This is a genomic window from Vallitalea sediminicola (assembly GCF_054408565.1).
Window position 1 is genome coordinate 1 of sequence record NZ_BTPT01000046.1, and the last position, 23,598, is coordinate 23,598.

General features: G+C 31.4%; 16 protein-coding genes and 1 riboswitch. Of the genes, 14 read left to right on the top strand and 2 right to left on the bottom strand.

The features are described from left to right. Positions 1 to 92 precede the first annotated feature (92 nt). The 11 genes from ACX6CF_RS18465 (at position 93) to ACX6CF_RS18515 (ending at position 16,471) form a co-directional block, all read left to right on the top strand. On the top strand, positions 93 to 425 hold the full coding sequence (locus ACX6CF_RS18465) for a hypothetical protein (protein ID WP_458786842.1): 333 nt from the start codon (positions 93 to 95) through the stop codon (positions 423 to 425). A 107-nt stretch (positions 426 to 532) separates the two neighbouring features. Beyond that, positions 533 to 1,039 carry a GNAT family N-acetyltransferase gene (locus tag ACX6CF_RS18470; protein WP_458786843.1) on the top strand — a complete coding sequence of 169 codons (507 nt, stop codon included), beginning with the start codon at positions 533 to 535 and terminating at the stop codon, positions 1,037 to 1,039. 327 nt (positions 1,040 to 1,366) lie between these two features. Next, positions 1,367 to 2,023 carry a hypothetical protein gene (locus ACX6CF_RS18475; RefSeq protein WP_458786844.1) on the top strand — a complete coding sequence of 219 codons (657 nt, stop codon included), beginning with the start codon at positions 1,367 to 1,369 and terminating at the stop codon, positions 2,021 to 2,023. Between the two features lie 117 nt (positions 2,024 to 2,140). After that, positions 2,141 to 2,235: riboswitch (glycine riboswitch) on the top strand. A 157-nt stretch (positions 2,236 to 2,392) separates the two neighbouring features. After that, complete coding sequence (locus ACX6CF_RS18480) at positions 2,393 to 3,751, top strand: alanine/glycine:cation symporter family protein (protein WP_458786845.1); 1,359 nt, start codon at positions 2,393 to 2,395, stop codon at positions 3,749 to 3,751. A gap of 369 nt (positions 3,752 to 4,120) precedes the next feature. Next, positions 4,121 to 5,737, top strand: coding sequence for a glycosyl hydrolase family 18 protein (locus ACX6CF_RS18485; protein ID WP_458786846.1), 1,617 nt, complete (start codon positions 4,121 to 4,123; stop codon positions 5,735 to 5,737). Positions 5,738 to 5,895: 158 nt separating this feature from the next. Next, complete coding sequence (locus ACX6CF_RS18490) at positions 5,896 to 7,692, top strand: cache domain-containing sensor histidine kinase (RefSeq protein WP_458786847.1); 1,797 nt, start codon at positions 5,896 to 5,898, stop codon at positions 7,690 to 7,692. After that, complete coding sequence (locus tag ACX6CF_RS18495) at positions 7,685 to 9,259, top strand: response regulator transcription factor (protein WP_458786848.1); 1,575 nt, start codon at positions 7,685 to 7,687, stop codon at positions 9,257 to 9,259. Before ACX6CF_RS18490 ends, ACX6CF_RS18495 begins: the two co-directional genes overlap by 8 nt. Before the next feature lie 217 nt (positions 9,260 to 9,476). Continuing rightward, positions 9,477 to 10,802, top strand: coding sequence for an ABC transporter substrate-binding protein (locus ACX6CF_RS18500; RefSeq protein WP_458786849.1), 1,326 nt, complete (start codon positions 9,477 to 9,479; stop codon positions 10,800 to 10,802). A gap of 144 nt (positions 10,803 to 10,946) precedes the next feature. Then, positions 10,947 to 11,819 carry a carbohydrate ABC transporter permease gene (locus ACX6CF_RS18505; protein WP_458786850.1) on the top strand — a complete coding sequence of 291 codons (873 nt, stop codon included), beginning with the start codon at positions 10,947 to 10,949 and terminating at the stop codon, positions 11,817 to 11,819. Positions 11,820 to 11,823: 4 nt separating this feature from the next. Then, a complete protein-coding gene (locus ACX6CF_RS18510) occupies positions 11,824 to 12,672 on the top strand; it encodes a carbohydrate ABC transporter permease (protein ID WP_458786851.1) in 849 nt (282 codons plus the stop codon). Positions 12,673 to 12,712: 40 nt separating this feature from the next. Next, complete coding sequence (locus tag ACX6CF_RS18515; protein WP_458786852.1) at positions 12,713 to 16,471, top strand: endo-alpha-N-acetylgalactosaminidase family protein; 3,759 nt, start codon at positions 12,713 to 12,715, stop codon at positions 16,469 to 16,471. Positions 16,472 to 16,538: 67 nt separating this feature from the next. On the opposite strand, the gene ACX6CF_RS18520 is transcribed toward ACX6CF_RS18515, so the two are convergent. Next, positions 16,539 to 17,648: a slipin family protein gene (locus ACX6CF_RS18520; RefSeq protein WP_458786853.1), complete on the bottom strand. Its 1,110-nt coding sequence runs from the start codon at positions 17,646 to 17,648 to the stop codon at positions 16,539 to 16,541. 510 nt (positions 17,649 to 18,158) lie between these two features. Beyond that, a complete protein-coding gene (locus ACX6CF_RS18525; RefSeq protein ID WP_458786854.1) occupies positions 18,159 to 19,394 on the bottom strand; it encodes an RtcB family protein in 1,236 nt (411 codons plus the stop codon). 198 nt (positions 19,395 to 19,592) lie between these two features. Here ACX6CF_RS18525 and ACX6CF_RS18530 point away from each other — a divergent pair, with 198 nt between their 5' ends. From ACX6CF_RS18530 to ACX6CF_RS18540, 3 genes are all read left to right on the top strand, one after another. Next, positions 19,593 to 20,846, top strand: a complete 1,254-nt coding sequence (locus ACX6CF_RS18530) for a WYL domain-containing protein (RefSeq protein ID WP_458786855.1) — start codon at positions 19,593 to 19,595, stop codon at positions 20,844 to 20,846. Between the two features lie 3 nt (positions 20,847 to 20,849). Next, positions 20,850 to 21,830, top strand: a complete 981-nt coding sequence (locus tag ACX6CF_RS18535) for a WYL domain-containing protein (protein ID WP_458786856.1) — start codon at positions 20,850 to 20,852, stop codon at positions 21,828 to 21,830. Positions 21,831 to 21,919: 89 nt separating this feature from the next. Then, complete coding sequence (locus ACX6CF_RS18540) at positions 21,920 to 23,440, top strand: helix-turn-helix domain-containing protein (protein ID WP_458786857.1); 1,521 nt, start codon at positions 21,920 to 21,922, stop codon at positions 23,438 to 23,440. Positions 23,441 to 23,598 lie beyond the last annotated feature (158 nt).

The window sequence follows — 23,598 nt, forward strand, 5'->3', positions numbered from 1 at the left end:
TTTCTTAACTTAATGACATTGATGTAATAGGGGACAATTTTTATGATATAGTCAGTATATCTGATATTAAGGGACGAGCAGTTGTATTATACATGGATAATGATAGCAATTTAATTAGAGTAGATGATGATAAAACTGTATTATTCAGGAATATGTATTTTTCATATAAAACAACAAACGATACACTAGTATTTACTAAAGAAGGGCAAGATGGAAAACAAATAAAAGATACTGTCTACTTTTATGAAATCGATACAGATAAAATGTATGAAATAAAATTAGATAAAAACGATACTGATATTGGTAATTTAGAGTATTATATTGATGATGAAAAAATAACTATAAAAATTGATAACAAAGAAGAATGGTCAAAGAAAATTGATGATATAGAATGGTCATCTGAAAAAGTAATTTATTTAAATTAAAGAGGAACTATAAACAAATTAGATTAAAAAAGGTGGCTGTTAAAATACTTATTAGTATTCTAAAACAGTCCCTTATTTTAAATATATACGTAGGAGAATAGATTAAAATGGAAGATTTTGAAGCAATCTGGAACATATATTGCGATTCATTTCCAGAGAATGAACGTAGAAGTTTAAAACAGCAGATGGATATAATGAAAGAGGATAAATATAGTTGGTATCCTGTAAAAGATAATAATATAATTGTAGGATTTTATACAACTTGGGATCTAAGTGATTTCGTTTACATCGAGCATTTAGCTTTTGACAAGAATAGTAGAGGAAAGGGTTATGGAAGTAATATAATCAGAGAAATCATAGATAATAACAATAAAATAATATTAGAAGTCGAAGAACCAAATACACATGAAGCTAAAAAAAGAATAGACTTCTATACACGATTAGGATTGATACTTAATAACTATGATTATGTTCAGCCAGCTTATGATAAGAATAAAAAAAGCGTACCTCTACTTATCATGTCATATCCCTCTAAGATCAGTGAGGAAGAATTTAAGAGAATAAGGAATGAATTATATAAAAAAGTCTATAAAGTAGAAGGTATTATTCAATAACAGATCATATTATTATAGATTCCTTTTATCTATATTTCAGGAATATCAATAATATTACAAAGCAAAAAATATACTAACATATAATAAGAAAAATGTCACATTAAAATTATTAGTTTTTTTATATAATAACAATTAATATTTAAGTGCTTTTACAAAACAACTAATATTTATTTGCATTTTACTAAAAATAGAACAATAAATAGTTGATTGCAAAATATGTTGAATTAATTGAACAATAGCAAATTAAGTGATATAATAAATATAGAATATATAATTAATACTAGTATATTAATTTAATATTATGAATTTATTGGAGGGTGTTAAAAAATGAAAGGCAGATTAAAAAGTACATTAATTTACGCTTTATTTTTTGGAGGAATTTGGGGTATCGCAGAAGCAACACTTGGTTATCTATTGAATTTGAGTACTATTGGTATTAGTGGCTGTATTATGTTTCCTATAGGTTATTGTATTTTACGTAAAGCTTATAAGCAAAGTAATAATATTTCAGTGATATTCTATTCAAGTTTGATAGCTGGTATTATTAAACTAGTCAATTTATTAATGCCTATTTCACATCCAGTGAAAGTTATTAATCCAGCATTTGCTATTATTTTAGAAGGCTTAAGTGTAATGGCATTAGTAACATGGAGTGTTAAGAAAAACAAGGAGATTGGACTAACTAGTGCACTATTTGCAGGTTTTTCTTGGAGAATTATATATTTTATAGATGCTATTATTCTATTTAATATTGGTATTCCATCTAGAATGATTAGTAAAGGTCCACAAGAATATTTATTGAAATTCTTAATAATCAATAACTTGGTTAATGCCTTCATCATAATGTTAATTGCTAAAGCAGAGAAAAGAGGTAAGATATTAAATATTTCTGAACGTACTGTAAGACCTATTACAGCTGTATGTTCTCTTGTATTAGCTATCGGTGTTCAATTATTGATGACATACATAAAAACCATAGCTTAATTAATATTTAGTAGTTGTTAAAAATTTTATATTTACAAAATAAGAAATGCTGTTATAATATGTATGTAAAAGTAAATATGTTCGGATGAAGATTGCGGAAGATTATCAACCGCTATTGGACGAACCTCTGGAGAGACTCTTTAATGAGCACCGAAGGGGAAAACTAATTAATAATTAGTGAAACTCTCAGGTAAAAGGACAGAGGATATATTCACGATAGAATATATTTTTGTAACCAGAGGTCAAATCATATGATTTGGCTTTTCTTATTTTCAAGCCATGGAATCATACCATTGGCTTTTTTTATTGCAAGGAGATACTATATTTTCCTATACTAAGACATAAATTATTAAAGACGGAGGATTTCTAATGGATACAATGATTGAAATATTTAAAAGAATCGACAGCGTGGTATGGGGGCCCCCATTACTTATATTGTTGGTTGGAACAGGATTATATCTTACCATTAGACTTGGACTAATACAGGTTTTTAAACTACCTTTAGCACTTAAATATCTATTTGGCAAGGATCAAGATAATAAAGCTGAGGGAGATGTATCGAGTTTTGCAGCATTATGCACTGCTTTAGCAGCGACTATAGGTACAGGTAATATTGTTGGAGTTGCAACAGCTATGAAAGCAGGAGGTCCAGGAGCACTTTTCTGGATGTGGATTGCTGCATTTTTTGGAATGGCAACTAAATATGCTGAATCCTTATTGGCAGTAAAATATAGAGTGATTGATAAAAATGGTCAGATGTCAGGTGGACCTATGTATTATATAGAAAAAGGTTTAGGTAATAAATTTCTTGCTAAGCTTTTTGCGATATTTGGTATTGGGGTTGCATTCTTCGGCATAGGGACATTTACACAGATCAATTCTATTACAACTGCTGTGAAAATCACTTTTAATGTTCCAATTGTAGTGACGGCAGTTGTATTGACATTGTTAGTGACTTTCGTTACATTAGGTGGAATAAAAAGTATCTCAGGTGTATGTGAATTTATAGTTCCTATAATGGCTGTTTTATACATAATTGCTTCTCTTACAATAATTATATATAATATAAAATCTGTACCAAGTGCCGTTTCATTGATTATAAATAGTGCGTTTACACCTATGGCTGCTGCTGGTGGATTCTTAGGGACAACAGTAATGAAGGCTATTCAGAATGGAATTTCAAGAGGTGTATTTTCCAACGAATCAGGACTTGGTTCTGCTCCAATAGCGGCTGCTGCGGCTAAGACTAATTCATGTGTTAAACAAGGGTTAATATCTATGACGGGTACTTTTTTTGATACTATCATAATATGTACCATGACAGGTATAGCATTAGTTATGACAGGTGCTTTTAAGTCAGAATTTGCTGGAGCCGAAATGACTAACTTGGCATTTAAACAAGGATTACCTATAGCTGGTGGAGAATTCATTGTAACTATAGGACTTATATTCTTTGCATTTACAACAATTCTTGGATGGAATTATTATGGAGAAAGATGTACAGAATATCTATTTGGAGTTAAAGGCATTGTACCATACAAATTAATATTTATAGGATTAGTTGGAGTAGGGGCTTTCCTAAAATTAGACTTGATATGGGTTATAGCTGATATTGTAAACGGATTAATGGCTATACCTAACCTTATTGGAATTATTGGTCTAAGTGGAGTCATATCATTTGAGACTAAACAATATTTTAAAACTCTTAAGGAAGAGAAATATAGATAGATAAAATTAAATATAGAGTAATAATTATAATAAAAGCTTATGATGTTAATAATCCATAAGCTTTTTAGATTGTTTGATAAAGGACAATATTGTGCAATAAAGAACAAGATTATCTTCTAGTATCTAAAGTTAACGTATGATATTATCTAATAAAATAACAATTATTTATAAACTTATCTTCAAATTCCTTCTACATTAATAATAAAAAAAAAAAAAAAATATTCCTTCTTTATTTTTTTGGTTAGATAGATTATTACATGAATATTTAATCTATTAAATATATTCATATGGCAATAGGTTTAACTAGAATTGGCTAGATTAATACCCATTAGTGACAAAAGAAATAAAAAAATAGGAGGAAGAATTATCATGAAGAAATTTCACAATCTTATGACTCTAATTATTGCGGTTCTATTACTTTTTACAACAATCACAAGTACTAGTACGCAGGCACAACAGATCAATGAATGGCAGGCTGGAGTAAGTTATAGTGTTGGGGACTTAGTAACTTATAATAGTACAGTTTATGAATGTAGGCAGAATCATACATCATTAGTAGGATGGGAGCCACCTAATGTTCAATCACTATGGCTGGTAACTACAACACCTGATCCAGACCCTAATCCAGACCCGGATCCTAATCCAGACCCAGACCCAGACCCAGATCCAACACCTCCACCAACTGGTAAAAGGATAGTTGCTTATTATCCTGAATGGGGAGTTTATGGAGGACATAATCAATATAAACCATCTGATATTCCATGGGATAAAGTTACTCATATTAATTATGCTTTTGCAGATATCAAAAATGGGGAAATAGCATGTTTTGATCAATGGGCAGCTAAAGAAATGTCATTAGGAGAACCTTGGAATTCTCCTTACAAAGGATGTTTAGGTCAGTTCAAGAAATTGAAGCAGCAATATCCTAATACTAATATTCTTATTTCAGTAGGAGGATGGTCAAGGTCAGCAGAATTTCATAATGTTGCGGCTACGCAGGCTTCAAGAGAGAAGTTCGCTCTTAGTGTAGTTGCCTTTCTAAGAGAATGGAACTTTGACGGTGTTGATATTGATTGGGAATATCCTACATTCTATCGTGCAGGAGATACAGTTGATAATCCTAATGATTTAGGTACACCTTATGCGACTCCAGATGAGAAACAGACTTTTACTTTATTACTACAACAACTTAGAACTACTCTTGATCAAGCAGGTACTACTGATGGAAAATATTATTATGTAACTACTGCTGTAGGTTGCGGTAAAGATAAAATAGACCAGACGGAGCCTAATCTATATGCACAATATGTAGACTTTATCAATGTTATGACCTATGATATGCATGGTGCTTGGGAAGGCATAACAGGTCATCAATCACCAATGTATTTTAATACAAATGCAGAAAATGCTTACAGATCATATTTCCAAACATTATATACTGACCCTGTTCAAGTTGAAGCTAATGTTGAATTAGCTAAGAAATACACAGTACATGAAGCAATGGAGTATCTAAAAACCTTTGGTATACCAGCTGATAAACTAGTTCTAGGTTCACCATTCTATTCAAGAGGATGGGCAAAAGTACAGAACAATGGACCAATAAGCACTTTGCCAGGATTGTATGCAACTTGTTCTGGTACTAATCATACAGGTACTTATGGGGCACATGGTATATGGGATGGTGGAAGATATGCTGGTAATAATCCATACTATGATATGATAAACAAAGAACAAGACAACTCTTTCCAAAAATATCGTGACCCAATTTCAAAAGTTCCATATCTATATAGTGAAAACAAAGGGGAAATGTATACCTACGAGGATGCTGTCTCCTTACAAGAAAAAATAGATTACGTAATTAATAATAACTATGGAGGTATTATATTCTGGGAATTAACTGGTGACCATGTTCCAGCCACTGGCACTAATAAAGGTGGAACTGGCGAATTAGTCAATCTACTTTATAATGGGTTACTTGGACAATAGAATAAATAATTAAAGAATGGTATCAATATTGGTATCATTCTTTTTTTATAAATATTTTCATAAAAAAAACCATCCAAATGTTAAAAAAATGGATGGTTTTTGTTATAATTAATAATAATGACCATATACTACCATGATAAAACAACAGGGGGACAATTATGGGGAAAAAAGTAGTTAAAAGGCAAAGCATTACTACCAAGTATTTTTTGAATTTTATTTTATTGATTATTATACCTGTATTATTAATTAGTTTTCTACTGAATATGGCTTATAAAAATATCTTTGTAAATCACTATTCCGAGATGGTTCTGCAAACAATGGAACAGATGTCTATAAGAATACAGGATGAGTTAAATAATATTTCTTTAAAAGGTGCGATGATAGGAAACGATTCTGAGATTATCGATCTAGTGTCTAAGATGAAACAATCTGAAGCTGAAGGTTATCAGCGTTTAGACTTATCCAATCAAGTCAATTCTAAAATAAATTCATTGTTGAATTGTTCTGATGACATATATTCAGTTATTTTCTTTTATAAAGATGGTGAACATTATTACTTCAAAAGTCCTTTAATAGAAGATGAGAAAACTTTGAGAAAAGAAGCGTGGTATGGTGAAACCATTAAGAATAAAGGTAGAATCATAATGCCAGAAGAAACAAAAGAACTAATTAGTACTGGACTTAGTCAAAAACAATTACTTTTTACTATGAGTCCAGATATCTTAGGTGAACAGAATCAAGTTGAAGTAGTTTGTTTTGTTTTTATGCCCAAGAGTATAGATTCCATATATACCAAATATCAAAATCATAGGATGGGAACAGGATTACTAATAAATAAAGATAATGATATTATCGTATCATCAGATAATAAAATCTCAAAGGAAGATATTAAGGAGTGCGGTGTATTCAATAAAGATTGTGTTAAGAGCAGTTATAATAATATATGGATCAATTATAAAAAGAGTATGATTTATACTTATTCAACTAATAACGATAAATGGTTACTAGTGAATATAATTGATTACAATATGTTAACCAGTGAGATGAATCAGGTAATGATGTATTTTGTTTTAATCTACATAGTCATAATTATTTTATTCATTATTTTTGCTGTTTTCTTTATCAAAGACATAGTTACTCCAATCAAACAATTAATCAGTAAGATGAAAAGTGTGCAAAAGGGGAATTTTGATGAGAAGATTGTTGTAGAAGGTAGTTCAGAAATAGTTGAGATGGGTGAATCTTTCAATAATATGGTATCCGAGATAAATCAATTGATTATTGAAAGGGACATACAAGAAAAGGAGAAAAGAAAGGAAGAAATGAAAGCCTTGCAGGCTCAGATTCAACCTCATTTCATATATAATACATTATCATCAATAAGACTTATGGCAATGATAGCAAAAGTAGATGGAATCAAAAATATGACAGATGCTTTTATGAAACTCCTGTCTGCTATATTTAAACATAATAATTCATTGATTAAGGTAAAAACAGAAATAGAATATCTTGATAATTATCTATACATAATGAAAGTCAGATTTGATGAACTATTCACAGTTGAATATGACATCAGTGAGGAAATAGAATCGTTATATATGATAAAGCTTACATTACAACCTCTTATAGAGAATGCTATCCATCATGGAATTAGTAAAATAGACAGAAAAGGTATCATAAAAGTTAGAGGTTACATAAAGAAAGAATTATTGATTTTTGAAATAGAAGATAATGGGATAGGTATTGAAAAAGAAAGAATATATGACATAATCAATAGTCAAAAAAGTGAAGACAGAAAAAGTTTTAACCATATAGGTGTAAACAATGTAATGCGGAGGATAAAATTGAATCATGGAGAAGGATATGGTATTACAATTGATAGTGAGTATATGAAATATACAAAAGTTACATTAATACTTCCTATAATAAATGAAGGAGGAAAAAGTGATGTATAAAATATTACTTGTAGAGGACGAACCTATTTTCAGATTTGCGTTAAAAACATTGATAGAATGGGAAAAGTACAACATTGATATGAGTTTGGAAGCAGCTAATGGGAAAAAAGCATTGGATATCATAAAAGATAATATGGATATAGATGTTATTATAACAGATATTAATATGCCTGTTATGGATGGATTGAAATTACTGGAAGAATTAAAAAAAATGTCAATCAATCCTGCAGTTATCGTACTCAGTGCATACGATGATTTTCACTTAGTTCGTCAAGCTTTTCAATATGGGGTAACTGATTATATACTTAAGAGAGAAATGGAACCTGAGCAAGTACTAGAATTAGTGCTTACTGTTATAAATAAGCATAAGAAAGTTAAGAAAAATCAAAATCAGATTAAGAAAGACAAAAATAAATTTATAAAGGGTTTATTATTTGACAGAGAAAATTATGATATTGATCAAGATATATCTGAGTATTCAATTAGACTGGTTAATAATAACTTGGCGGTATTGTGTATTCTAATAGATGATTTTCAACAGATTGAAAATAGATATAAAAATAGTATTAAGGATTTTGAGAGAAGTGTTGTAAGAGCAATAGATCAAGTATTGAATAAATTGGAATTCGGAGAAGTACTTCCAATGTCTTCAAAGGAATATATTATCATTCTATCAAGCAAGTCATATAGCCTGTCTAAGATAAACAATGAAATCAATGAAATTTTGGAAGGTGTCAGGCATGTACTTTTTAATGGAGTAAATATTAAGACTAGCATTGGGATTAGTGATATAAAAAGCGGATATGACTATATACCATTTTCTTATACACAAGCAAAAAAAAATGTACAGTTGAGATTTATATTGGGAAAAGGAAAAAATATATTTCCAAAAGATGCTATATATGTAGAAGAAAGTAATAGACATAGCATTATAGGTGAAGAAAAAGAATTATTGAAAGCATTGGACAACCTAAATAAGCAGGTTGCTTTTCAAGAACTAGATAGGATATTTGAGATTATCAGTACGTTCAAGATAAAAAAAATAAATGATATCCTCATACCATATATGGAATTGTTTTTCCTCATTTCACAGTACATAAATGATATAGATACTGATTACAGTCTTCCTAATGAAAAGGTTGATTTTTATGAGCATATAAAGATATATGAAACTGTTGATGAAGTGAATGCATGGATAAAAAGTTTAGTAGAGGATATATTCAATTATCTACAAGAGGATAGATACCTAGGAATAAGTTCATCTAGTAAAAAAGCAAAACAATTCATTGAAAAGCATTATATGGAGAGGATCACATTCAAGAATGTATGTGAGCATGTTCACCTCAGTGAAGCATATTTCAGTAAGATATTTGCTAAAGACCTAAATCTTACATTTACAGAGTATCTAACGAAAAAAAGAATAGAAAAAGCGAAGTTATTATTATCGGATACAGATATGAAGATATATGAGATTTGCTATTCTGTAGGATATGCTAATGTTGAACACTTCAGCAGAACCTTCAAAAAAATTGTGGGTATGAGTCCAAAACAGTATAAAAAGTTATAAATATTGAAATAAAGCACAAAAAAATATCAATAAAAACAATAAATATCATGAAATCCATAAAATATTATTGGCAGATAAAATAATTAGTAAATAATTGCATAAAAGATATCATGAATAGCCTACTATAAATCATTAAAAATTACCAAATAATATTGTAAGATATATATGAAATTACATATAAGGTAATTACTTATATAAACTCAAGGAGGGAATGAAAATGAAATCATTCAAAAGGCTAAGTGTTTTATTATGTTTAACTTTATTGATAAGTATCATTGGGGTAGGATGCCAAAAGAAAGAAGATAACAATGGGGGCAAAGAAGTTTCCAAAGATGTTCAAAAAGAAAACAACGAGGAAACTAATAAGAAACCTGTAACTCTTACTTTTGTACTATGGAATGAAGTTGGTTATGAATATCTTACAGGGATAAACAGCATTAGTGAGGCTTATAAAAAAGATCATCCTAATGTAACTATCAAAGTAGAACAGATACAGCCAACAGAATATGATAATACAATGAAAATAAGAAATTCAGCTAATCAATTACCAGATGTATTCTTGGTAAGAGCGAGTAATCTACTAACATACAAAGAAATAATGGAACCATTAAATGAGCTTGAAGCTACTAAGAATAATAATGTAGCTCTTGATTATGCGCTAGATGGTAACGTTATAGGAATTCCACAAGGAGCATTTAATGAATTTGTTTATTATAGAAAAGATATCTTTGAAAAATATAATCTAGACATTCCTAGAACTTGGGATGAATTCATTAATATTGCCAATACAATCAAGGAAAAAGATGAATACATACCACTATTACTTGGTGGAAAGGATTCTTGGACTACATACCCATTCAATGAATTCATGCCATTGTTACAAGCTGATGATGGAAAATACTGGAGTGATATGGCTTCAAAAGATGAACCATTCAGCAAGGGCGAACCTTTCTATGAAGCATATTCTAAGATTAAAGTACTCTATGATGCAAAAGTATGTGGAAACGATCCACTTGGATATGGTTGGGATCAACAAAAAGCTATGTTCCTAGCAGGTGAAGGTGCAATGTTAGCAGCTGGACAATGGTTTGCTCAAGAATATGACACTATGGGTGGTAACAAAGATGAAGATCTTGGTATATTCGTTCTTCCAGTACGTGAATCAAAAGACGAACCATTGAATGTTATTACAACTGCTGAAGGCTTCATGGGTACTCCAAAAACAAGTAAGCATATTGCTGAAGCAAAAGAATTCATCAACTGGTTTTATATGAGTGAATACTATAAAGAATATGTGGATTACACACAACAATTATCTACTATGAAAGATGTAAGTGCAGACATACCTTTCTTCAACCAAGCATTTAAAGGCGTTGATCTGGAATATGTAGTATATGATGCAGGAAATGAAGAATATAAGAAAATAGCTGATACCATAAGTTTTGATGTAAAAGGTATGGGACAAGATATGTTGGCGGGCGTAGATTTTGAAAAGATGATGAGCGATATGAATAAGAAATGGAAAGATGCAAGAAATAAATAAGTTGCATATAATCTAGAGGGATTCTTTATTTTAATTATAATGACAAAGCTTTGAAAGAAGTTATATTATTTTCTTTCAAAGCTTTATTTGAAACAATAATCGGTGATAACTTTTTACCTTATATAGAGGGGATGGACAGTATATATGTTAACTAATAGAAATAGACAAAAAAATATAATAATTGTAAGTTTCTTAGTTATTCCTACTATCCTATTGGCAGTGTTTGTGATATTTCCTTTGTTCAAACTTTTTCATCTAAGTTTTACTGATTGGGATGGTATGAGCAAGACAATAGGATATGTTGGAGTAGATAATTATGTAGATGTTTTTAAAGACAGTGATGTATGGGTTAGTTTGAGGAACAATGGTACTTATTTTGTGATTCATCTACTATTTATTCCTATAGAAATGTTTATAGCATTTTTATTAGATAAAAGAGTAAGATTTTCTAAGACATTCAAAGGAATAGTTTTCCTGCCATATATAATTAATGGTGTTGCAGTGGCATATATGTTTTCATTTCTTTATAGTTCTCAAGGAGGAGTATTAAACTCAATCCTAGAATTGTTTGGAGCTGCTCCTGTATCATGGATCAGTAATATGAAAACAGTTAATTTCTCATTGGCTGCTGTATCAATTTGGCGTTTCTGCGGTATACACGTCATATTATTTCTAGCAGGTATTCAATCAATTCCGGGAGAGATGTTAGAGGCTGCTAAGGTCGACGGGGCTAATTCGTTCCAATTATTCGTTAAAATAGTTATACCTAACATTAGAACAGTAATTGAGATTATACTATTCTTGAATGTTAGAGGTGCATTAATGATATTTGATATTCCATTTGTAATGACAAGTGGAGGACCGGGAAAATCAAGTACAACTTTTACTCTGTATACAATACAGCAAGCATTCACTTACAGCCATTTTGGTAAAGCGTCAGCCATGGCAGTGGTTTTATTGTTGATGATAGTAGTAATCAGCGTTATACAGAAAAAGGTAATATCAGAGAAGAGGTGATTGGATGAAAAGGAATAACAAATATAAAAGTAAAAGAAACTTGGTTGAAGTATTAAAAATGATTTTTTTCTTAGGTATTACTATAATTGTATTTTTACCTATTATGGTTACTGTTTTTGCTTCTTTCAAAACACAATTTCAGATTGGTTCAGAATTTCCTTTGAAACCTCCTACACAATTTTTCTTGGATAATTTCAAGTTTGTATTTGAGAAAGGAAATGTACTTACAGGACTTAAGAATTCACTTATTCTAGTAACTGTTTCAGTAGTGGTAAATGCAGTATTATCAACTATGATTGCCTATATTTTAAGTCGTTTTGATTTCAAACTTAAAAAAGTGTACTTTTTAATATTTTTAATGGGTATGCTTGTACCAAGTTTCGTTACAGAGATAGCAAGGTTTGGAATTATAACTAAAGTGGGCTTGTATAATACTCTGTTAGCACCAATAGTCATATACATAGGAACGGATTTGATGCAGATATACATCTATCTCCAATTCATGAATCAAATACCTATGAGTATTGATGAAAGTGCAATGATTGATGGAGCTTCATATTTTACCATATACAGGAAAGTCATATTTCCAATGGTAATACCAGCTACTGCCACTTTAGGTATACTTAAGGCAGTTGAAGTAATGAATGATATGTATATTCCTTATTTGTATATGCCATCAGAAAGTAAACGTACGTTGACAACCATGTTGATGAGTTTTGCAAGTCAGAGAAGCGGGGCATGGCCTCAATTAAGTGCCGCAGTAATAATAGTAATGATACCAACAGTTACTCTATACATTGTTTTTCAGAAGTACATATTTGATGGTATTGTTGCTGGAGCTGTAAAAGAATAGGGAGTTAATATAAATCTATTTTTCAAGGAGGAGAAGGTATATGAAAAGAAAAAGAATAAGAGGAACAAAGGTGATGGTATTATCTTTTGTACTCATGTTTTTACAGGTTTTTGGAGTTTTTATGCCAGTATCAGCTAAAGAAGTTATCAATGAGGAAAAACAACAAGAACTGACTGCATCTGGGGTTGCAGAAACTTTGGACAGTAATATGACAACTATCAGTTCTAATCAAATGACTGTCATTATAGATAAGAATTTCCCAAGAGTGGAAAAATATCAAATGACTTCAGGAGAAATAATGTATGGTCAAGAGAGTACATTGGATAGCATCAAAATCAATGGAGTGAATTACAAACCGCAAGTTGATTTTTCCAAAGTAAATGATAATCAAGCCGAGTATACACTTAACATCACTGATATAGATGTGGTTATGACAATCAAGTTGGAAGTAGTAGATAATAAACTATTCTTTGATGTTACTGGTATTATGGAAAATGGAAATACCTTAGCAAAGAATATTGAAATACCTAATCACAGCTTATTAGCTGTACATAGCAATCAAGAAGGTGCAGCTTTTGCAGGGACACGCATGTATAATGCAGTAAGTGGCAGTGGTGACGTTTTTACATCTGTAGAGAACAATGTAGCTGTAGATAATCAACCCCTTAACTATATGTATGCAATTATTAATACTAACCAGTTAGCAGGAACTATATGGACTAACGCATTACCTGATTATAGCAGCGATAGAGATAATGAGCGAATCAAGAAGCAGACTGTAGGAAAAACAGGTTATTACAGTACAGGAATCTGGAGTGCTTCTTGGTTATACAGACCAGACAAAATTGATGAAGTAGAGCCATTACCAAGTGTAAAAGTGATTATTACCGGTAATGCCAATAATGACGATTGTGTTGATTGGCAGGATGGAGCAGTTGCATTTCGTGAAATAATGAACAATCCAAAGTTTAGTGAAAAAGTACCAGATTTATTGATACATAGGATACCATTTAATTTTGCAAGTCAAGCAACCAATCCATTCTTAAAAACTCTAGACGAAACAAAAAGATTATATCTGGCTACTGATGGACTTGGACAGTTTGTAGAGCTTAAGGGCTATCAATCAGAAGGACACGATTCAGCACATCCAGATTATGCAGGACATATTGGTATTCGCCAAGGTGGAGCTTGTGATATGAATACATTGATTGATGAAGGTCATAAATACAATGGATTTTTCGGTGTTCATATATCCGCAACAGGTGCTCACCCTGAGGCTTATGCATTTGACAATGAATTAGTTAACATAAATAAACCAGGTTGGGATTGGTTGGATCCATCATATGATTTTGATAAACCAACAATGAGAAGAGAAGCTACTACCAATAACAGATTGAATAGATTCAGAGCGTTGAAAGAAGAAGTGCCAAACCTTGACTTCATTTACGCTGATGCTTGGTTTGAGAATGGATGGAATGGAAGAAGGCTAGCTAGAGAGATTAATTCACTAGGTTGGGCTATGACTACTGAATTTCCTAATACATTAGAAGAAGATTCTATCTGGTATCACTGGGCTGTAGATTATAATTACGGCGGACAGGATATGAAAGGCTTCAACAGTAAAATAGCCAGATTCATACGTAATCACCAAAAAGATACATGGATTGCACGTAATGAACTTCTTGGTGGGGCAGAAGTAACTGACTACGAAGGATGGCAGGGAAGTAAGAACTTTGACAATGCTATAAAAGTTGTATTTGAGGTTAATATGCCAACGAAATATCTACAACATTTTCCTATAATAGAATGGGAATCTGATACTATTAATTTTACCGACAATGTAAGTGTAAGTAATAAGACAGGAACAAAAATCATTACAAAAGACGGTATCAAGGTTCTAGAAGGAAGTAAATATCTATTACCATGGGACCCAGCTACAGAAGAAAAATTATATCACTATAATAAAAATGGTGGTACTAGTACCTGGAAATTGCCTTTAAGCTATGACGGGCTTGATACAGTCAAGTTATACAAACTTACTGACCAAGGTAGAGAATTAATTGAAGATATTCAAGTTATTCAGGGACAAATAACTATTAATGCAGACCCAGCTACACCATATGTAGTGTATAAGCAAGATGCACAGGTACATGAAAATGTTGATTTTGGGCAAGGAACGCTTATCAAAGACCCTGGATTCAATAATGGTGATTTAGATGATTATACAGTCACTGGAGAAGGAGTGTCAGTGAAACGTAATGATTCTTCACAATACGAATTAGTAATAGAAAATGGTAGTGGTGCAACTATAAGCCAAGAGATTACTGGTTTATCAGAGGGAACATATGCGGCTTCAGTATATGTAGAAGTAAAAGGAAATAGACGTTCATCTATTGGTGTGATGACTAGTGATGGAAATGACAATTCCAACTACACAGATAATTCCATAGCTTATAACTATATCTTGGCTGATTCAAAAAACAATACCAAAATGCAGAGAATGAGAGTATTGTTTGACGTTCAATCAGGTAGTGACTCAGCTACTATATATTTAAAAACAGAAGCAGGTACGGATACAGCCATATTTGATGATTTACGTGTTGTTAAGACAACAAAAGTTGCTAAAGGGGAAGATGTGTATTTTGCAGAGGATTTTGAGAATATAGTTCAAGGGATATATCCATTTGTTAAAGGTTCTGCTGGTGGTGTCAATGATCCAAGAACCCATCTATCTGAACTTAACGCTCCATATACTCAAAAAGGCTGGAACCAAAAAGAGATAGATGATGTAATTAACGGTAACTGGTCACTGAAAGCACACAAGGAATCAGCAGGACTTGTTTATCAGACTATACCTCAAAATCTAAGATTTGCTGAAGGTCAATGTTATGAAGTGACTTTTGTATACGAAACTAATGCTGATGGTGCTTACGAATTTGTAATTGGCGACGGGGAGACACAAATATATACCAAGCCTATAAAATTTGCTGATGAACCTACACAATTCACAAAATCATTCCAAGCATCTAATTCAGGAGATAGCTGGATAGGCATAAAATGTGTTAATGGAAATTCAAGTGATTTCGTCCTTGATGATCTTGTTATAAAAGAAATTGAATATCTACCATCTGAGCCAACTGAGATAACTCCAGTGGATTTAAGTAAAGTATCACAATCTAATATGACTGCCACAGCAACAAGTCAAGAGACTTGGGACCCTGCCTCAAATGCTATTGATGGGGACAAAGGAACTCTATGGCATACAAAATGGGATTTATCAGATTCACTGCCTCAATCAATTACACTAAACCTTAACGATACTTATAGGATCAATAAGGTAGAGATGCAGCCAAGGATTGGTCAATATAACGGAATAATATCCAAGTACAGACTATATGTATCTAATGATGGAATTGATTATATAAAAATAGCAGAAGGGAATTGGGATGTTAATTATGATGCAAAAACAATTACTTTCAATGAAACAGAAGCTAAGTATGTAAAACTTGAAGCCATTGAAGGTTATGGTGGATGGGCAAGTGTTGCTGAACTAGATGTATACAGGAATGAAGTTTCCATAGTAGAGACTGCACCTATAGAAGTTGAAACTGGGGTAGGCTATGCACCAACACTTCCAGTGGATTTACCTACTAGATTAAGTGATGATTCTATCATGGATTTACCTATAGCATGGGATGGTATTGAGAGAGAAAATTATATGAAGGAAGGAACTTTCATTGTAGAGGGTCATGTCAATGGAAGTGAAACCATAGTTACTGCTACAATAATAGTAAAATGACATTTTCATTATGAAAATAGAAGTAGGGGTTGTATTGTAATACAACCCCTACTATCTTATAGAAAGTCTAAAAAAGTTCATTTAATCGTTCTAAGACATTACCACCGCCATTAAGTGAGATACTACCAATTTTTTCGCATATTTTTTCAATATGCTCTAGCTCTTTGAGTTTGTATAGTGTCTTGTTTTCATCCATAAGTTTTGCTGTGTTTAATAAGCTTCTAGTGGAAGCCACTTCTTCTCGTCTTGTTATAACATTGGCTTGAGCTTTTTTCTCAGCTAATAACACAGTATTAAGTATGTCTTTTATATCACCTGGTAGAATTACATCTTTTATGCCGGCATATATGAATTCAATACCCATTTCAGATTCCTTTTCTTTTAATCTTGACAGGACATAATCACCAATTTCTTGTTTCATTTTTAACAGTTCATCCAATTTTATTGTGCCTACATATTCACGTAGTATAAGTTGTACTAGAATGTATATTTGGTTCACGTAATTTTTGATTTCAAGTGTTGCCTTCATAACATCTTTAACTTTGTATTGACAAAAGAAGTTTAATCTTAGCGTCACTTTATCAGCAGTCATTATTTCTTGACCAGTCATATCTAATTGACATTGTCGCATATCTATACTTTGAGCTGTAACGTCAACATATTTAGTCCAATAATAATATCTTCCAGCACCAAGTATTGTCTTGAAAGTATTATTATAGAATAACAATACTTTCTCATATGGCTGTACATGTATTTCAACAAATTTGTCTCTTAATTTTGGATGAAAGATATTTTTGGAATTGAATATATTTGATTCAACATTTTTACTGACTTCAGGTTCCATCATATCTATTACCTTGAATTTATTTTTTTTATGTATATTCCAAAAGGCATACTTACCTGTTTCATATATGTTAGATAATTTTCCATCTATATAATGTAAAACTAATTCGTTATTTTTAACATCTATAATATCTAGTTCGCTTAATAGCTTTTCATCATCTTTTAATATATCTAGATCGAATTTAACGTTAAAACGTTGTTTAGTTACATCTAAAATAACAACTTTATATTTTAGAAAGGATAGAAATGAATATTTTCCTGGGTCAAGGGACTTGATGTAATCACCATTTCTAAAAAGAAGGCCTCTTTCAGTTTTTTTGATATAATATTTCATTGCATAATCTCCTTTCAATATGTTGATTAGTATGTTAATAGTTCTAATTCCCACAAATCAAATGCGGAGTTAATGTTAAGTAAGGGTTATAGTATATCGGAGACATATACGTTTCAAGATGTTGTGCTATCCTGAACACGATATATCTTGGATATATTCTAATCCTAACGGTATCCCAATAGCCTCAAGTACTTGGTCTGTTGCACTTAAAACCAGATATGAGTTAACTTAGAATCAAGTTACTCATAATAATTTTTGTGCAGGGAATTAGATAAATCAATAAGTTTTTTGGGCAACTATAAAGGTTGCATAATCTTGGGGATTTGAACCCCGAACATTTTTGATGTTCTGGCCATTTAGTGCTCTAATCGAGCATAATTGAGGTACTTAACCTCTTTTATCCGTATCACTTCGGCATACCTTAAGAGAACTCTTAGGCACCGCAAGACATTAAAAGTCTTAGCATAGAAGAAAATACAATTTATAATTAAGGAAGAAGACTTCCAATAATTAACCTTTTACGACACCAATAGTTTTCAGCTTCTTTATTGGTTCTATCAAATCAAGTTCATTATTAATGACAGTATCTATATCTTTATAAGCGAACTTTGATTCTTCAGGTATATCTTTCTTGGATCTTTTACCAATTATTACTTCATTTGCTTTTAGGTCATTGATTACTTCATCAACACCAAAGGTTTCCATTGCTCTTTTTCTGGACATCAATCGTCCAGCACCATGAGAACAAGATTGGAAGCTTTCAGGATTACCTTTGCCTTTTACAATATAACTATAAGAGCCCATTGCACCTGGAATAATGCCAAGTTCATTTTCTCTTACACGTATTGCACCTTTTCTATGCACCCAGACATTCTTACCATAATGATGTTCAATGGCAGCATAGTTATGATGACAATTAATCAAATCTGTATAATCAGTATTTAGATCACAATGTTTCTTAACCCATTTATTTACTATATTAATAACATTATCAAGTATCTGACTTCTATTTTCACTAGCAAAACCTAAGGCTAGATTCATCCAATTGATATAATCTTGACCTTCCTTGGTACTTACAGGTAGAAATGCTAATTTATGTTCATCAGGTACAGAAGAGAACCATCTAGTGTTTAATTTTCTTGCTAATTTATGGTAATAATCACATATCTTATAACCCAAATGACGACTACCAGTATGAAGCATTATACATACCAATCCTTGTTCATCCTCTTGTAGTTCAATAAAATGATTACCACCACCAAGGGTACCCATTTGGTAATATCCATCTTCAATTTCTGGAATCAGCTCTTTTGCATCTTGATATATATTAAGATTCTTAATAGCATCATCCAATATTGTGCACTCTTGTCTACTGGTATGATGGGAAAACCCAACTGGTATATTTCTAAGAATATCACCTATGATGCCTTGAAGTAATGAACCATTAGGTGTTTTGGTATCTTTTAATAATCTTACAGGGATATTAGTCTGGATAAAAGCCATACCACAACCAATATCAACTCCTACAGCATTAGGTATTATCACATTTTCAGCTGCTATTACTCCACCTATGGGCATTCCTTTTCCTGTATGTGTATCAGGCATTAGGCAAACCCATTTATGTAAAAAAGGTAGATTAGATAAATTCGTAGCTTGTGCCATACACTCATCTTCTATTTTACTTTTATCTTCAACCCATATTTTTATAGGAATTCTATTTTTTTCTTTATTATAATTTACAAACATTTATCTCACGTCCTTATCAATTATGTATATCTCATCCTCATGAACCATATGTTACCATCTGGCTGATTATTTATCATTAAAAAAAAGTTGCGAACTTAAAATTGACATGACTTTTTTGTAGTGATAGTATTTTATAGGACAGAAGTTTATCACGATGCAGATAGTGATTTTAGTAGAATAAGAATGAAGGTGATATATATGGCTGGGTTCAACGAGTTAATAAAGAATTATGAAAAGATAAGAGATTATCTAAGGGATTTTCACATTTATGGCTATAAATGTCGTAATGATTTTGGTTCAAAAAGTGGACGAAGTTACGATAACGAGAGAAGAAGGATAGAAAATTATTTGTCTGGTTATATAGGGTATGATAATTCAGTTAGAGGTAAAAAATTATTTATAACAGCTGATACAGTTGATTTAGAAGAGAATCCACTTTTTATAACTTGGATGACAAAAACATTTACCAAGAATGATATCATGTTACATTTTATTATATTGGATATTTTAAGAATAGATGAAAGACTGACATTAAATGAAATTACGGATATTATAGTTAGCGATTATCTAAGTATATTTGATGATATCAAGATACCCGATAATATGACTATAAGGAATAAACTGAAAGAGCTTACAGGAATAGGATTTTTACATAGCATGAAAAAAGGTAGAACATTACATTACTATATTAATAGGCAAGTAATTGATTCATTATCAAAAGAAACTATTGATAAACTACTTCACATCTGTGGTTATTATCAAAATGTATTTCCAGTTGGAGTTCTAGGGAATTTTATTCGTCATAGAGTAGATAATTCTATTGTAAACAAACCTCTATTTTCTTTCCGTCATATTTATTTAGCTCATACACTAGATGATGAAATTTTGCTAAATATTCTAATGGCTATTGGTGAGCATAGAAATATTGAGTTCGTAAGTACCTATAGAAGAAATAGTAATATAAAATTAAAAGTCCTACCATTAAAAATATTAGATAATGTGAGCAGCGGTAGAAGGTATCTAGCTGCATATAACAATAAATATAAGCGATATGGAACATACAGAATCGATAATATAAAAGAAGTAGTAATTGGAGATATAGATGATAGCTATGATTTACATGTAGAAAATCTATCTGAGCGTTTAGAGAAAAGTTGGGGTATTACTATATTTAATGGAAAAAAACTAGAAAAATTAGAGGTAACATTGATTATAGCTGATGATGAAGAATACATATTGAAAAGACTTCATAGAGAAGGTAAACATGGAACTATAGAGAAGTTAAGTGAAAATACATATCTCTATTCAATCGAAGTCAACGATGTCAATGAAATGGTGCCTTGGCTAAGAACGTTAATAGGAAGAATGATATCATTTAAATGTTCTAATGATATTGTAGAAAAAAGATTCTTAAGAGATATTGATGCCATGTATGAAATGTATGGGGGTTAGGGAATGAGTCTGTTTAGTGAAGTATACGGAAAATATTATAGATTGATAAGTGAAATATTGAATGAAGCTCAGGATAAAACCGTTTCAGTGGAGTATATTTATGATTTGATAAGGAACCAAGGATTTGGAGATACTTTACTGACTCTAGCTCCTAGAATTATAAACGATGATGAAGATAGTTATAACTTGTTAAGCAAGAATAAAGAAGGTTATGAATCTATACTAGATAAGGAACCATCGGTTTTATTGACTACACTGGAATTAAGATGGTTAAAAACATTATTGATGGATAAGAGAATACAGTTGTTTTTACACGAAGAAGAATTAAATGTATTAAAGGAACAATTAGCAGATGTAGAAGAATTGTTTGACCAAGATACAATAATCTACATAGGTCAAGCAAAAGACGGAGACCCTTATGATAATATTGATTACATTAATAATTTTAGAAAGTTATTATACGCAGTTAATAATAAGAAATGTCTTAACATAACATACTTGAATGCAGAAGGTGTAAGAAGAAGTGCAAGTTACGCAGGATACAGAATAGAATACTCAGCAAAAGATGATAAATTTCGTCTGAACGCAGTTTTAATCAATAGAGGTAAGATAATATATCATAGCAAGATTAATGTGGCAAGGATAGTAAGAGCAGAGATCATAGAACCAGCCAGTTATCCATCGGGTATATCTGAGTATATATATAATCATAAAATGCCTGAACCAATAGAAATCATTTTAAACAATGAAAGAAATGGCTTTGAACGAGTTTTTGTCCATCTTTCCAACTATGAAAGGAATTCAGAATATGACGAAGAAACGAATACTTGCAGAGTTAAAATATATTATTATGACTTTGATGAATCGGAATTATTGATACAACTGTTATCATATGGACCAATTCTGAAAGTGGTTGGACCAGAAGGATTTAAACAGAAAGTAGTAGATAGGATTAATAGGCAGAAAAGATTATTTAATGAATAATATATAAGGTCAAAAATGTCGAGTATTACTATATATTTAATGATATAATAAATTTACTTCCGGAAGAATTAATATAGAGGAGATAAAATATGGATTATTCTTTTTTTATATGGTCAACAGCAACATACATTGAAGCAAGACTTAAAGAGGAAATAGATTACTCTTGTCTGGAGAGAACTATAGGGTTTTCATATCGTCATATTAGAGAAACGTTCAAAGAATGTACAGATATATCGTTATCAAGGTATATTTTGATGAGACGAATTGCTAATGCAGCATTTGAAATCATTCATACCAATAAAAGCCTTCTAGATATTTCAGGGGAATATACTTTTTATAATTATGATTCTTTTACTAGAGCTTTCAAAAGGTGTACTAAGATAACTCCATCTGAATTCAGAACAAAAGGCTGTAGAGTAGGAAGATACAGATTTCTCATGGGAATGTATGCACCTGTCATATTAGAAGAGAATGAAGATATACTTTTATCTAATTCAATCAGGGAGGTCGAAAATATAATGAGGAATCGTGAAAAGACGGACAATAGTTGTATATTATATGGGGTTCCAAAGGTAGCATATTCATTCGAAGAATGTACACCTTTTCCTACAGCATTAAAAGCATGTCTTAACTATATGGGGCAAGAAATAGACTATTCTTATATAATGGCTACATCGGGAGCGGCATTTCGATTAAGATGGAATATCAATTATTGGGATGGCGGAAATGTAGATATCATGAATATATACGAAGATAAATATGAAGCTTTCAAAAGAGCATTTAAGGCAGCTGGCAGAACCTATAAAATACTTAAAAGAGAGAATGCAAGTAGAAAAGATTTTATTGAATTCATAAAAGTTGAAATAGACCAGGGAAGACCTGTTATCGCCTTAGGTATCATAGGACCACCAGAAGCTTGTCTTATAACAGGATACCAAAACAATGGTGAAACATTATTAGGATGGAACTGTTTCCAAGAAAACAGGGAATTCAGAAAAGATATAAAGATTCACGAATCAGGATATTTCATATGTAATACTTGGTGGGAGAATCCAGCTACAATAGCTGTCATGGCTGTTGGTGAAGAACAAAACCAACCAATGGATGCAAAAAATATAATAGAAGATGCTATTAGAATAATGACCACAGAAAAAATATGTTATGAAAGTACTGACAGGGATAAAAGAATTGAGTATGCAGGAGGTCAAGCCGCTTATGATGCATGGTCTAATGCAATATCAGACAATAATGAATTTCCAAATGATGCTATACTACCATTACTGTTTGAACGTATGATGTGCCAAGGTGATGCACAAGTAATGGTCGGTGAAGGAAGATCATATGCAGCATGTTATATAAGCTGGGTCGGCAATAACAATGAAATCATAGCTGATGAATGTGAACAGGTAGCAACACTGTTTAGAGAAGAGGCACAATGTGCCTTCAAAATGAACGAAGTCAAAGGCGGTTTCATGCAAGACGAACAAGCAACAAGAATATTCGCTAAACCAGACGTAAGAAAACAAATAGTTCTTTTAATTAATAAAGCTAAAGAATACGACGCAAAAGCTTGTACAATATTAAAAGAGATATTAACTAAATTTAAGTAGTAATATTTATGTCAACTAGAATATCCTGATTTATCACTTATTAAAAGCAAAATAATTTTCTTCAGTCAAACTTTGAAGAGTATGATATATTTTTGTTTAAGATAACTCATCATATTAACTTTTATACTTTGTAGCTTAGACGCTTTTAAAAATATTAC